This window comes from Vreelandella alkaliphila, assembly GCF_016107625.1.
Lineage (GTDB): Bacteria > Pseudomonadota > Gammaproteobacteria > Pseudomonadales > Halomonadaceae > Vreelandella > Vreelandella alkaliphila.
Genome location: NZ_JABASV010000001.1, coordinates 144,654 through 158,151, shown reverse-complemented (window position 1 = coordinate 158,151; position 13,498 = coordinate 144,654). Strand labels below are relative to the sequence as shown.

The window sequence follows — 13,498 nt, the reverse complement described above, 5'->3', positions numbered from 1 at the left end:
TTACAGGAACCAGCTATCAACGTTGGTTGGCGCACGCTTCTCCTGCAGCCCCTTAAAGCCTTTCACACAGCGAACGATAAACCATACTGCCAACGCCAATAGCATGGGGATGCCAATCAGAATAAACGTTAGCAACGTGGCGATGCTGCCGTAGAGCAGCCCAATCCAAAACGTACGGATCTGGTAACGGTAGTGCTCATCTAGCCATTCAGGGCCTTTACCACGATAGACATAGGCGATAACGATGCCGACCAACGAGGTGAACCCTACCAAGAAGCTTGCCAAATAAAGCGCGTAAATCACCATCGCCATGGTGGTATCCGGCTGTTCTGAAGACGTACTTTCGTTAATTACTTCACCTTCTAAAGGTGCTTTGTTGGCATCGTCGTGCATAACCGATCCTTTTTGCTATTCGCTATGAGGCGTCCCCGAGGACGCCGTTAAAGCTCACTATGATAGCGCGGCTGGCGCGGCTTATCATTAGCGGGTAGCAGGTCGGCAGATTTCCAGCAAATTACCGTCTGGGTCGCGTAAGTAAATCGACTCAATTGGACCATTAGCGCCTTGGCGAGCAACCGGGCCAAGTTCTACGTCAATAGCAAGTGCATCCAAGTGCTGTTTGAACTCATCCAGTGGCAATTGGCAGCGCAGGCATAAATCCAGGCTGCCTGGGGTAGGGGTGGCAGAAACAGGCGCAATATCAGTGTCGGTTTGATGCAGGCGTAGTGCCGTGTCGCCTAGCATAAGATCCACCCGCTGCGCGTCTCGGTAGCGCACGTCTAACCCCAGCACACGGGAATAAAAATCCACGGCGCGACCCATATCAGTCACCGTAACAACAAGATGGTCAAAACCTGAGAGCATGCCACTTTCCTTAAAACAAACGTAAAACATGAGAATACGATGATGCGACGCTGTCCGCTATGCAATACGCCTAAACCGGCCCTTTATCACCAAGACCGTCGCCGCGATTACTACCAGTGTGCCACGTGCGCCTTGGTGTTTGTGCCTGCCGAACAGCACTTAGATGCACGTCAAGAAAAAGCAGAGTACGACCAGCACCAGAATTCGCCGCATGATACGGGATATCGGCGTTTTTTGGGGCGTTTATTTGCCCCGCTAGTGGCTAAGCTGCCACAAGATTCCCATGGGCTGGACTTTGGCTGCGGCCCAGGGCCTACGCTGTCGGTGATGTTTGAGGAGGCGGGGTTCGCGATGGCGGTTTACGATATTTTTTACGCCCCTGACGTTGAAGTACTCAACCGCCAGTATGACTTTATTACTGCCACCGAGGTGTTAGAGCATCTTGCAAGGCCAGGCGAAGAGCTTAGTCAATTGGTCGAGAAATTAGTCCCTGGGGGCTATCTTGGGGTAATGACAAAGCGTGTCAGTACTCCAGAGGCATTTGCCCGCTGGCACTATATAAACGACCCGACGCATGTGTGCTTTTTCAGCGAAGCGACGTTTTGTTGGATAGCCGAACGTTGGGATATGGCGGTGGAGTTTCCAGCGGCGGATGTGGTGTTGCTTCGCCGCTGACCATTATCTTGATGACCAGGTGCCATAACACATCACTTATGCCATCTGGCCGATGGCCTTGCGAAAACGAGACAAAGAAAAAGCGAATAGAGCGCTACCGATCAACAGTAGAAGCAGAAACTGCGGCCACACTACGTTTATTCCCGCACCGCGATAGAGGATTGCCTGACCCAGTTCGACGAAGTGAGTGGTTGGGGCGAGCAGCATGATGTGCTGGACAATTTCCGGCATGCTTTCGCGTGGTGTCGTACCCCCGGATAGCAGCTGCAGCGGTAACAGTACCAGTACCATCAACATGCCAAACTGTGGCATGTTGCGTGCTAGGGTGGCGAGAAAGATACCCATAGACGTGGTAGCGAAGAGGTGAAGTGCTGCCCCCACGGTGAACAGTGCCACCGAGCCTGCTATCGGTACCTGTAAGGCCCAACTAACGACTAAATAGAGCGAAAGCAGCGCAGAGATTAGAACCACTAGACCCATTGACCAGACCTTGGCCAGCATAATTTCTGTCGGGGTGACTGGCATTGCTAATAGATGCTCAATGGTGCCGTGCTCGCGTTCGCGTATCAACGCTGCGCCCGTGAGAATGATAGAGAGCATGGTAATGTTATCAATGATTGACATCAGCGACCCGAACCAAGCTTTTTCGAGCCCTGGATTAAAGCGCGCTCGCAGTACTAGGTCGACGGGTGGGGCACTATGATTGCGGTAACGTTGAGTAAACTCGTTGATCTCGTCCATGACGATTTGCTGTATATAGCCATTGCCAGTAAAGGCTTGGCTCATGCGTGTGGCATCAATATTGAGTTGAATCTGAGGAGCGTGGCCAGCCAGCACGTTGCGCTGAAAATCGGGAGGTATATTGAGGACGAAAGTGTAGTGGCCTGCATCGAGTCCAGGGTCAACCTCATGAAGTGATATCTTGTCTGGGGTGGCGAATTGGGGGGGATAGAACGCCGTGACAATACGAGATGACAGCGGCGAGTTATCTTCATCGACGATAGCGATGGGAGCCATGTGCAGACTTTCGGGCAAGGCGGTCGCTTTGGTGTAGACCGAGATGCTGCACACGTAGGCGATCAGTATTAGCATAATCGGGTCGCGGATAAGGCTCCATAGTTCCTTGACGCCCAGCCGGTAGATAGTCAAGACACTATGCATCTCAGCGCTCCTGGTTTTTTAACAGGAAAATAGAAAGCCCCATGATTGTTGGAACTGCGATCAACAGTGGTACAAACAGGGTATAGAGGTCACTAAGCCCCAGCGCTTTGCTAAATACACCGCGAGTGATGGTTAACATGTAGGAGGTGGGGTAGATGGTGCCAATGAAACGCCCCACGCCTTCTAGTGAACTGACCGGGTCGATCATCCCTGAGAACTGCACGGCGGGAATCAACGTCCCGATGATGGCGAAGAACATCGCTGCGATCTGGCTGCGCGTTAAGGTCGAGGCGAGCAGCCCCATACCCGTAGCGATAATGCTGTAGATCACTACTGCTAGCAGCAGCGTCAGGAAGCTGCCTTTGATGGGCACACCAAATAGCGTGACCGCGAGTAATGCCATCAGTAGAAAATTGATGATAGCGAGAGCGATATAAGGCAACTGCTTGCCGACTAGAAATTCGCTACGGGTGACGGGTGTGACATAGAGGTTGATGATCGATCCCAGCTCTTTTTCCCGCACGACGGCCAGAGCGGTCAGCATCGCCGGTAGCATCATTAACAGTAGTGGGATGACTGCTGGCACCATGGCTGGCAGGCTTTGAACATCAGGGTTGTAGCGAAAACGGGTTTCGACATTAGCAGCGGGGGCACTGAAATTAGTCGCGGCTTGCCCTGCTTGCTCGAGTAGCCACTGTCGATGGATACCCTGCACGTAGCCGCGTGCGGTTTCAGCACGCTGGGGCATCGCACCGTCAATCCAGGCGCCGATTTCAACCTGGCTTCCTCGCTTCACATCACGGCCAAAGCCGGGAGGGATTTCAATGGCTAGGGTGAGTTTGCCACTGCGCATGCGCTTGTCCATATCTGCGTAATCAATCAATGGCGGCTGTTCGATAAAGTAGCGGGAGCCGGATAGATTCAGAGCATAGCTATTGCTCAAGGTCGTCTGGTCGCGGTCGAGGATGGCATAGCTGAGATCCTCCACGTCCAGGCTGATGCCATAGCCAATGACCAACATCAGAATTAGCGAGCCAAGCAGGGCGAGGGTGCCGCGGACCGGGTCGCGGCGAAGCTCCAACGATTCTCGCCAAGTGTAGCTAAGTAGACGCTGGAGACTAAAAGCGCTGTGTTTTACCGCGTTATGAGGCATGGAGGGCGGTAATGCGGCCTCTGGAGTGGACGTTGTCTCGGGGGGGGCTTGGTCCTGCTCGCCGGCGCCAGCTTCGGTCAAGTAGCCGATGAACGCCTCTTCCAGAGTCGCTGCCCCACGTTTTTCCACCAGTGCTGCTGGCGTGTCGCTATCGAGTACTTGACCGGCGTGCATCATCGACATGCGATCACAGCGCTCGGCTTCATTCATGAAGTGGGTAGAAATGAAAATGGTCACCCGGTCACGGCGAGCTAGCTCAATCATGAGTCGCCAGAAGTTGTCGCGGGCAATGGGATCAACCCCGGAGGTCGGTTCATCCAGGATGAGTAGCTCGGGCTTGTGGACCATTGCCACCGCCAGGGACAGACGCTGACGGATGCCTAGTGGCAAACTTTCCGGCAGGCTGCCGCGTACCTCTTGTAGGCCGAAGCGTTTCACCATCTCATCCACGCAGGTGGCTATCTCCGCTTCAGGGACCTGGAAAAGGCGGGCGTGCAAGATTAGGTTCTGCTCAACGGTTAGTTCGCCATACAGTGAGAACGCCTGGGACATGTAGCCCACGCGGCGGCGGGTGTCGATATCGCGGGTATCCACCTGTTTGCCGAACAGCCACGCCTGGCCTTCACTGGCCGGCAACAAACCAGTAAGCATCTTCATGGTGGTTGATTTGCCACAACCATTGGAGCCAAGAAAGCCGAAAATCTCGCCACGCCGGATCCGAAAGCTGACGTGGTCGACGGCGACAAAATCGCCAAAGCGCATGGTGAGGTCCTTAGCCTCGATGGCGATTTCATCGTCATCTTGCGCCAACGGCGGAATATGCACTGGTGCATAGTCGCGTTTTTTCTCTTCCGGTAGCAAGGCGATAAAGGCAGCTTCCAGGGAACTGCTGTCAGTTCGCTCTAGCAACGCCGCCGGCGTTCCGGTAGCAAGAATTTTGCCGTCATCCATGGCCACTAGCCAGTCGAAGCGCTGGGCTTCATCCATGTAAGCGGTTGCTACCACTACACTCATCTGTGGTCGTTGGCGACGAATACGCGCGATCAATTCCCAAAACTGGGCGCGGGCCAGTGGATCGACGCCAGTGGTTGGTTCGTCGAGGATCAATAAGTCGGGGTCATGTATCAGCGCACAGCACAGCCCCAGCTTCTGTTTCATACCGCCGGAAAGTTTGCCTGCTGGACGGTTTAGGAATCCGTACAGCCCTGTACTACGGGTCAAGTCGTCGATTCGGCGACGTCGTTCGATATTCCCATGGCCAAAAAGGCGAGCGAAGAACTGCAGGTTTTCTTCTACTGAAAGAGTTGGGTAGAGGTTCTTGCCTAATCCCTGGGGCATATAGGCAATGCGTGGGCAAATGCTATCGCGATGACGCTTACTGGACATATCGCCACCGAGCACTTCAACTTGCCCTTCTTGGACAGCGCGCGCTCCAGCAATAAGCGCTAACAGGCTAGATTTTCCAACGCCATCAGGCCCTATCAGCCCAATCATACTGCCCGCAGGAATTTCCAGGTCAATGCCCGCCAGGGCAACCTGCTTACCGTAGCGCAGTTGAATGCCAGCTAGTGTTACTACCGCTGGCGATGAGGGCGGTGTCACTATCATTGCGGTACCCGAATAGCCAGCTCAGCAGGCCACTCTGCGTCGGGGTCGAGCTTGACCCAGGTTTCTCCAGGGACACCGGTCTTAACTTGCTCAAGATGACGTTGTAGAAGGTCTCGATCAATCTGTGCTTTCACTCGGAACATCAATTTTTGTCGTTCCGAAGCTGTCTCTACCGTCTTAGGCGTAAATTGTGCAGTGCTGGCAACAAACGAGATACGTGCCGGTATGACTAGCTCAGGTGCCGCATCTAGAATAATACGTGCCTCGCTGCCCAGGGCCACACGACCTGCTTGCTCGGCAGGAAGGAAAAACGTCATGTGTACGTCGCTAAGATCGACTAGGTTCAGCACTCGCCCCCCGCTTGGAAGCACCTCGCCGGGTTGGGCAATGCGAAATTGCACACGCCCTGCACGAGGCGCAACCAATTGACTATCGGTGATATCTGCGTCGATACGCGTGATAGTGGCTTCGGCGGCAGTGACTGCAGAGCGGGCTCCTGTCACCTGGGCGCGAGCCGCCGTGATGGCTGACTGTGCGGCATCAACCTGGGCGTTAGCGGCGGCAACAGCTGCTCGTGCACTATTGACCCGAGCGCGATCATCATCGAGTTCTTGTGCTGAAGCGGCTCCTTCCCGCGATAAGGTTTCTGAGCGAGCCAAGCGGCGCTGGGCCGCATCAAGTTCACTTTCACGCTGAGTCACTACGGCCTGGGCGGCGAGATGGTCGCTTTGGCGCAGAGCAACTTGCGCTTCTGCGCTGAGTACAGCATTGAGTGCCTGTTGATGCTGAGCTATTGCCTCGTCGCGCTGAGCTTCCAGTACCTGGATCTGCATGCGCGCCAGGGGTTGGCCAACGGTGACAAACTCGCCTTCATCGACCAGTACTGCGTCAACACGTCCAGGAAGCTTGGTGGCGATATCTATTTCAGTGGCCTCGATACGCCCATTGCCGCTAGCGAAGTCTTCCCCTAGGCCTTCGTCGCGTAACTCAGTCCAATAGTAGTAGCCTCCGGCAGCAATAAGGGCTACCCCAGCGGCAAGGATCAGCTTCTTAAGTGGAAAATGCATATTACGAGGCCCCTGTGTCATTCAGCATGAGGTGGAATAAGGGCAGAGTTGCTTACCACAGCAACTGATCCGCCGCCCAGGGCGGTATATAAAGCCACTCTGGCTGACAGCAGTTGGCGGCGAACCTCTACCCGCTGTTGTTCCGCCGATAGCAGGTCGCGCTGGGCATCCAAAACTTCTAGGTAGGGCACCGCACCGCTTTCATAGCGCAGCATGGCTAAGCGAGCGCGTTCACGCTGCACTGCTAACATGTCATTGGCAGTTTCCACTTGTTCAGCTAGCCAGCGGTTTGCGGCCAGCGCGTCAGCAACATCACGGAAAGCTTGCTGGATGGCTTGTTCGTATTCGACTACCGCTTGTTCTCGGCGCAACTCTGTCAGAGTCAGGTTGGCCCGTCGGCGACCGCTATCAAAAATGGGCAGTGACAGGGTGGGCGAGAAATTCCATGCTTGGCTATCGGCTCCTAGCAGGCCGTTCAAGTCGGCACTTGCCGTGCCCAAGCTCCCGGTCAGCGCGATACGCGGGAAGAAAGCTGCCCGCGCTGCGCCAATATTGGCGTTGGCAGAGCGCAGCAGGTGCTCGGCTGCGCGAATATCAGGTCGGCGGATCAGTAAATCTGATGGCAGCCCCGGCGCGAGAGGGGCTAGAGTATCCTCCGCTATTTTATGCTCATCACTTGTTACTGTTTCGATGGGTGAGCCAACCAGTAGTGCCAGGGCATTTGCCTGCTGAGCATGGGCTTGTTCCAGCTGAGCGCCTAGTGCCTTGGCCTGCTGCAGCAACATTTCAACCTGGGTGAGTTCCAGTGGTGAAGTGGCGCCCACTTCTACGCGCCGGGTAAATATCCGCAGTGATTCCTGCCGACTGTCGATGGTGCGGCGGGCTAGATCCAAGCGTTCATCTAGCTCCTGAAGGCGGAAATAGCTATCGGCAACCTGAGCGATTAGGCTGATTTCGGTGGCACGCCGCGCCTCGTCGGTGGCTAGATACTGCTCGAGGGCAGCCTCATTAAGGCTGCGTACTCTCCCCCAGAAATCTAGTTCCCAGGTGCTAAAACCAATACCCGCCTGGAACCGATTGCCAATCAGCGTATGGCCGCTAGGGCTCAGGTCAGAAGGGGTGCGTGAACGCTCACCAGCGGCTTCCACACCAAGGGTAGGTAGCAACTCAGCACGTTGAATGCCGTAGGCAGCACGTGCCTGCTCAACACGCAATAAAGCACCACGCAAGTCATAATTGGTGGCGAGTGCCTGTTCTATCAGCGCTTGTAGCTTGGTGTCGGTAAAGTAGCTGCGCCAAGCAATATCAGCATCAGCAGCCGTTGTTGGCATGCCCTCATCTGGGTAAACATCGGGTAATGTTGCTTCTGGCACCGAGTGAGGTGGTGCCAGCGAGGTACAGCCAGATAGACCCAGGACTAGCAGCATTATCGCTAAATATGCCACCTTGTCTTTTTTCTTAGGGGCGAGCCGATATTTCATGCGAATGACCGCAGGTAAGGGGGCGAACATATTGGGCATCTGATTGGCCATAGCAAATAGAAAGGAGACCTCTCCGTGTCAAGTGTGTCGATACAATGCGTGTGTCTCAGCCTGGGAAGCGTAAGTATGGCACTGTTTGTTCTAGCATTTGTTGATGTAGGGCAAGAGGGCTCATGACAGAGCCACCGCTTTCAATATCGGATGCTTTCTGGTGAGTTGCAAATGCGCTTCTCACTATTGCCGATTACACTGGCAATGGATAGCGAAAAAAACTGGTGAAACCCACGGAACGAGTGTAGATTCGCCGCCCGATTCTGCGGTTGGAGTTTTCTCCAGCCATGTGTTAGCCCTGTAGGGGGCTTTTATTCTGCGAGGCAAGATAGCGATATGTCGCGGCAACTGCTAGCCATGGCGTTAGCGCCCTTATTAGGGCTGTTTATTCTTGGGATTGGCAATGGCTTTCTCGCCACGCTGATCTCTGTGCGGCTAGACGCTGCGGGTGAGTCGGCAACGGTGATAGGTATTGTCTCCTCGGCTTACTTTATTGGCTTAGCACTTGGCGCGCTATTCAATGACCGCCTGCTGCTGCGCATAGGGCACATTCGTGCATACGGTAGCTTCGCCTCGTTGGTCGCTGTCACGGTGCTATTGCAAGGGCTGTTTTTCGATCCTTGGGCGTGGTTTGTGCTGCGTTTAATTGGCGGCTGGGCCACCGTGGGCGTTTATTTAGTGATTGAGAGTTGGTTGCTGACATCAGGCGAGCAGAAAGTACGTGGCCGATTGCTAGCGATGTATATGATCTCGCTATATGCCGCGGGCGTGATTGGGCAGTTGCTGTTAGGTGTCACCAGTGCCATGGGGGTGACAGCGCCCTTTATGGTGATTGGCCTATTGGCATCGTTATCGGTGTTGCCTATGGCCATGATTCCGCGGGTGTCACCCATTATGGAGCACGCTGAGCCGCTACCGCCGCACCGCTTGATTACGATGACGCCAACAGGGGTAATGGGGAGTTTAGGGTCTGGCATGGTGGTGGCTGCCGCCTACACCTTGCTGCCATTGTATTTGCAGCGCATTGGTATGAGCGTCAACCAGGTGGGGCAAATGATGGCCGTCGTGATTCTTGGCGCCATGCTGCTTCAGTATCCGATTGGACGCTGGTCTGACCGTCACGACCGCCAAATCGTATTGATCGCCATCAGCACTTTCTGTGTGGTGATTTCTGCAGCCATGATATGGCTTCCGATGTCTACCCCCTTACTGGCGGCGCTGCTGTTTTTACTCGGCGGCGGTGTCTTTGCGCTTTACCCGGTGGCGGTTAGCCATGCCGCCGACCGTGCTCCGGCGGGAGCGCTGGTACGTATGAGCCAGGGCCTACTATTGATCAACTCTATTGGGGCTACCATCAGCCCGCTAATGATTTCTCCAGTAATGACCGCGATGGGCGATGCTGGGTTGTTCTGGGCGTTTGGCTCGCTGAGCCTGTTTTTTGTTGTATTTTTCAGTTGGAGACGCAGTGTGCGGCCAGCGCCAGTTCCTGTGGCTCCCTTTACACCGACAACGCCGATGACCGCAGCAGGTGCCGAGCTAGTGGTTACTGAGGAACTGATGCAAGGCGCGCTCGAGCACGAGCACCTTGAAGACCTTTCTGATGTTGTACCTGACGTGGATGCTGTCGAACCCATCGTTGGCCCACCCTCAGAAGATCAAACCCATATTGTTTATTACGATGATGTGGAAACTGAGGCGCGTCGATAGCCAGTGCTGGGAGTGAGTGAAACGTAGCTAAAAACGTAGCCAAAAACGCAGCTAGCGGACTGACGTTAATTCAGCAGGTGAGACCTTGGGCTAATGGTGTGATGAAAGTAGTGAAACTACTATTCGTGATAGTGTTTTTACTAATTGCTATTTATCACCGATTTTCTCTGAGGTTTCGCCATGAATTATTATGCCGCGCCGGTACGCGATTTACGTTTTGTACTCGAAGAGCTACTCGCGCACCGCTCGCTTGCACTGCCTGGCTTCGAAGAAGCCACGCCCGACTTGGTCGAGGCGGTGCTGGAAGAGGCAGCAAAGCTTGCAGGCGATGTGTGGGGGCCGCTAAATAGTGTCGGTGATCGACAAGGTGCTAAGCGCCACACCGATGGCAGTGTCACCACCTCAGAGGGTTTCGCAGCGGCCTATCAGGCATATGTAGAAGGCGGCTGGAACGGCATTGGTGTTTCTGAAGCGTTAGGCGGACAAAACCTACCTGAGGTGGTCGCCAGCGCTGTTCAAGAAATGCTTCACGGTGCCAATATGGCCTTGGGTCTTTGCCCCATGTTGACGGCAGGTGCAATCGAAGCACTGGCGCATCATGGCAGTGAAACGCTAAAAACGACCTATCTCCCCAAGCTCGTTGAAGGCACCTGGACAGGTACCATGAACCTGACAGAGCCTCAGGCAGGCTCCGACCTTTCTAAAGTACGGACCAAAGCCATCCCTGAAGGCGACCATTACCGCATTAGCGGCCAAAAAATCTATATCACCTGGGGCGAACACGACGCCGCCGAAAATATCATTCACCTTGTGTTGGCGCGAAAACCCGATGCGCCCGAAGGCAACAAGGGCATTTCGCTGTTCCTAGTGCCGAAGTTCATGGTTAACGCAGACGGCTCGTTGGGCGAGCGCAACGACGTCACCTGTGCCTCTATCGAGCATAAACTGGGCATTCATGGTTCGCCTACCTGCACCTTAAGCTTTGGCGAAAACGACGGCGCTATTGGGTATCTGGTGGGTGAAGAGGGGCGTGGTCTTAACCACATGTTCACCATGATGAACGAAGCGCGTCACAAAGTGGGTATTCAAGGTATTGGGGTGGCTGAGCGAGCCTGCCAGCATGCGTTTGCTTACGCCTTGGATCGCACTCAGGGGCGAGCGCCTAAATCTCGTGGTGGTAACGAATGTACGATCAGCGACCACTTAGATGTGCGCCGGATGCTGCTCTCAATGCGCGCCCGCACCGATGCCCTTCGTGCTCTGGCGCTTTACTGCGCTGGCCAGCTTGACCTTGCCCGACACAGTGAAAGCGACAGCGAGCGCCAAACTGCTCAGGCATGCGCCGATGTACTGATTCCTATCGTCAAAAGCTTTTCGACCGACCAAGCCGTGGATATCGCTTCAATGGGGATTCAGGTACATGGCGGTATGGGCTATGTGGAAGAAACGGGTGCTGCCCAGCTACTTAGGGATGCACGCATCGCGCCTATTTATGAAGGCACGAATGGCATTCAGGCCCTCGATTTGGCGGGGCGTAAGTTACAGCGTGATGGTGGAGGCGCGTTATCTGCGTTAATTGATGAAGTGCAAAAAACCGCTGAGACAATGCGTTCAGAGCCTAGCCTTGCGGGTATGGGCAGTGCGCTAGCGGTCGGTGCCGATGATCTGCGTGCTGCCATGCAGCTTGTGCTTGAGCAAGGCAGTGACCCGGAAACTGGCCAAGATGCAGTGCAGGCCTATGCAACGCCGTTGCTCAATCTAGCTGGCCATGTGCTATGTGCCTGGCAAATGGGCAACGCCGCACTTCACGCGACCAGAGCGCTGCAAAAAGGCAGCGATGAGCCGTTTTATCGCGTCAAGTTGTCCAGCGCCAACTTTGTTATCACCCAGTGGCTGCCTGCTGGCCGCGCGCAACGCGCGGTTATCGAAGCGGGTATGCAGTGCCTGAGTGAATTTGAGTTAACGCCATAAAACACTGTAATGCCAAGTGCATTAACCACTCATTTCCGCCGGCCATTGGGTCGGCGGCTTACGTTAATACGCAGTAAAACGACCGTTTTAATGTGAGTGCTAACCAATAAAACAAAGGTGATTTATGAACGCATCCATTTTTGAGCAGGGCATGCCGCCCACCGTTGCTAATCATGTACCGCTCTCTCCGTTGACGTTTATTGAGCGTTCGGCGGCGGTGTATCCTGATTACCCGGCGGTTGTGCATGGCACAACACGCCGCACCTGGGCAGAAACCTGGACCCGCTGCCGGCAATTGGCGTCGGCGCTTGAAAAACGCGGCCTTCAGCCCGGCCAAACGGTAGCGGCGATGTTGCCTAACATTCCGGCAATGTTTGAAGCCCATTTTGGGGTGCCTCTGGCTGGCTGCGTGCTCAATACCTTGAATATTCGCCTGGATGCCGAAGCAATCAGCTACATGTTGGCCCATGGTGAAGCGAAAGCTGTTCTTGTTGACCCTGAATTTGCACAGGTCATCAACGAAGCCGTTGCCTTATTAGACGATAAGCCGCTGATTATTGACGTTTTCGATCTAGAGTTTTTAGGCGAAACTCAAGGCATCGGTGAGGTTGAGTACGAAGCATTGCTCGCTGAAGGTGATGCTGACTATGCCTACAAACTGCCTGAAAATGAGTGGCAAGCTATTTCACTGAACTACACCTCGGGCACCACGGGTAAGCCCAAAGGGGTGGTTTACCATCACCGTGGCGCCTACCTAAACGCGGTCAGCAATATCTTAGAGTGGGCCATGCCGCATCATCCGGTCTACCTCTGGACCTTACCGATGTTCCACTGCAACGGCTGGTGTTTCCCCTGGACAATTGCCGCCAACGCCGGTGTTAGCGTGTGCCTGCGCAAAGTTGATCCAAAGCGGATTAACGACCTGATTGTGGATGAGAAGGTCACGCACTTCAGTGGTGCGCCGATTATACTGAATGGCCTTGTCAACCTGCCTGCTGATCAGAAGCGTGAATTTGATCATCCCGTTAAAGTGACCACTGCCGGTGCCGCGCCGCCTGCATCAGTGATTGCTGGTGTAGAGAAACTTGGTATTGAAGTGACCCATGTGTACGGGTTAACCGAGGTTTATGGCCCAGTGACGGTTTGCGCTTGGCGTGAATCGTGGAATGAGTTGCCGCTGGAAGCCCGTGCCAAAATCAAGGCGCGCCAAGGGGTGCGTTACCACATGCTTGAAGCGCTTTGTGTCGCCGACCCGTTGACCCTTGAACCCGTCGCGAAAGATGGCGAGACCATTGGTGAAATTTTGATGCGCGGCAACAACGTAATGAAGGGCTATCTGAAGAATGCCGAAGCTACTGAGGAAGCCTTGGAAGGGGGGTGGTATCACACCGGCGATCTCGCAGTTTGGCACGCGGATGGCTACATCGAAATTAAAGACCGCTCTAAAGACATCATCATTTCTGGCGGTGAGAATATCTCCACTATTGAAGTAGAAGATGCCATTTATAGCCACCCAGCGGTAGAGGAAGCCGCCGTTGTGGCCAAGCCTGATGAAAAGTGGGGCGAGACTCCATGCGCGTTTGTTAAATTAAAAATCGGTTATGGTGAAATTACCGAAGCCGACATTATTGCTCATTGTCGAGAGCATTTAGCGAGCTTCAAAGTACCGAAGACAATCATTTTTAGCGAATTGCCAAAAACGTCAACGGGCAAAATTCAAAAATTTGTTTTGCGCGAAGAAGCGAAACAGCACTGATTCA

10 protein-coding genes are annotated in these 13,498 nt (G+C 54.3%); 4 read left to right on the top strand and 6 right to left on the bottom strand.

Annotated features, from left to right (window positions below):
* Window positions 1-393 carry a DUF4870 family protein gene (locus JFC11_RS00705; RefSeq protein ID WP_038482241.1) on the bottom strand — a complete coding sequence of 131 codons (393 nt, stop codon included), beginning with the start codon at window positions 391-393 and terminating at the stop codon, window positions 1-3.
* 87 nt (window positions 394-480) lie between these two features.
* Window positions 481-864 carry a VOC family protein gene (locus tag JFC11_RS00700; protein WP_038482244.1) on the bottom strand — a complete coding sequence of 128 codons (384 nt, stop codon included), beginning with the start codon at window positions 862-864 and terminating at the stop codon, window positions 481-483.
* Between the two features lie 39 nt (window positions 865-903).
* Between JFC11_RS00700 and JFC11_RS00695 the strand changes: the two genes are divergently transcribed.
* Window positions 904-1,539: a class I SAM-dependent methyltransferase gene (locus tag JFC11_RS00695; protein ID WP_038482247.1), complete on the top strand. Its 636-nt coding sequence runs from the start codon at window positions 904-906 to the stop codon at window positions 1,537-1,539.
* Between the two features lie 36 nt (window positions 1,540-1,575).
* Here JFC11_RS00695 and JFC11_RS00690 read toward each other — a convergent pair whose 3' ends face one another.
* From JFC11_RS00690 to JFC11_RS00675, 4 genes are read right to left on the bottom strand one after another with little or no spacing between them, the layout of a single operon-like run.
* On the bottom strand, window positions 1,576-2,700 hold the full coding sequence (locus JFC11_RS00690; protein ID WP_095602474.1) for an ABC transporter permease: 1,125 nt from the start codon (window positions 2,698-2,700) through the stop codon (window positions 1,576-1,578).
* Between the two features lies 1 nt (window position 2,701).
* The gene (gene rbbA / locus JFC11_RS00685) at window positions 2,702-5,461 is read right to left on the bottom strand and encodes a ribosome-associated ATPase/putative transporter RbbA (protein WP_198348469.1); all 2,760 of its coding nucleotides are present in this window, start codon (window positions 5,459-5,461) and stop codon (window positions 2,702-2,704) included.
* Window positions 5,458-6,528 carry an HlyD family secretion protein gene (locus JFC11_RS00680; protein WP_038486553.1) on the bottom strand — a complete coding sequence of 357 codons (1,071 nt, stop codon included), beginning with the start codon at window positions 6,526-6,528 and terminating at the stop codon, window positions 5,458-5,460. Before JFC11_RS00680 ends, rbbA begins: the two co-directional genes overlap by 4 nt.
* Window positions 6,529-6,545: 17 nt before the next feature.
* Window positions 6,546-8,048, bottom strand: coding sequence for an efflux transporter outer membrane subunit (locus JFC11_RS00675; protein WP_198348467.1), 1,503 nt, complete (start codon window positions 8,046-8,048; stop codon window positions 6,546-6,548).
* Window positions 8,049-8,396: 348 nt separating this feature from the next.
* On the opposite strand from JFC11_RS00675, the gene JFC11_RS00670 reads away from it, so the two are divergent.
* The 3 genes from JFC11_RS00670 to JFC11_RS00660 all read left to right on the top strand — a co-directional run bounded on the left by JFC11_RS00670 (window position 8,397) and on the right by JFC11_RS00660 (window position 13,494).
* The gene (locus JFC11_RS00670) at window positions 8,397-9,767 is read left to right on the top strand and encodes an MFS transporter (protein WP_038482256.1); all 1,371 of its coding nucleotides are present in this window, start codon (window positions 8,397-8,399) and stop codon (window positions 9,765-9,767) included.
* A 180-nt stretch (window positions 9,768-9,947) separates the two neighbouring features.
* Complete coding sequence (locus tag JFC11_RS00665; RefSeq protein ID WP_198348466.1) at window positions 9,948-11,738, top strand: acyl-CoA dehydrogenase; 1,791 nt, start codon at window positions 9,948-9,950, stop codon at window positions 11,736-11,738.
* A 124-nt stretch (window positions 11,739-11,862) separates the two neighbouring features.
* Window positions 11,863-13,494 carry an acyl-CoA synthetase gene (locus JFC11_RS00660; protein ID WP_038482262.1) on the top strand — a complete coding sequence of 544 codons (1,632 nt, stop codon included), beginning with the start codon at window positions 11,863-11,865 and terminating at the stop codon, window positions 13,492-13,494.
* Window positions 13,495-13,498: the final 4 nt, after the last annotated feature.

Excerpts from the sequence above, each read along its gene's own strand:
- JFC11_RS00690 (WP_095602474.1), bottom strand. The coding sequence starts at position 2,700 with ATGCATAGTGTCTTGACTATCTACCGGCTGGGCGTCAAGGAACTATGG.
- JFC11_RS00695 (WP_038482247.1), top strand. The coding sequence starts at position 904 with ATGATGCGACGCTGTCCGCTATGCAATACGCCTAAACCGGCCCTTTAT.
- JFC11_RS00675 (WP_198348467.1), bottom strand. The coding sequence starts at position 8,048 with ATGCCCAATATGTTCGCCCCCTTACCTGCGGTCATTCGCATGAAATAT.
- JFC11_RS00700 (WP_038482244.1), bottom strand. The coding sequence starts at position 864 with ATGCTCTCAGGTTTTGACCATCTTGTTGTTACGGTGACTGATATGGGT.
- JFC11_RS00680 (WP_038486553.1), bottom strand. The coding sequence starts at position 6,528 with ATGCATTTTCCACTTAAGAAGCTGATCCTTGCCGCTGGGGTAGCCCTT.
- JFC11_RS00660 (WP_038482262.1), top strand. The coding sequence starts at position 11,863 with ATGAACGCATCCATTTTTGAGCAGGGCATGCCGCCCACCGTTGCTAAT.
- JFC11_RS00665 (WP_198348466.1), top strand. The coding sequence starts at position 9,948 with ATGAATTATTATGCCGCGCCGGTACGCGATTTACGTTTTGTACTCGAA.
- rbbA (WP_198348469.1), bottom strand. The coding sequence starts at position 5,461 with ATGATAGTGACACCGCCCTCATCGCCAGCGGTAGTAACACTAGCTGGC.
- JFC11_RS00670 (WP_038482256.1), top strand. The coding sequence starts at position 8,397 with ATGTCGCGGCAACTGCTAGCCATGGCGTTAGCGCCCTTATTAGGGCTG.
- JFC11_RS00705 (WP_038482241.1), bottom strand. The coding sequence starts at position 393 with ATGCACGACGATGCCAACAAAGCACCTTTAGAAGGTGAAGTAATTAAC.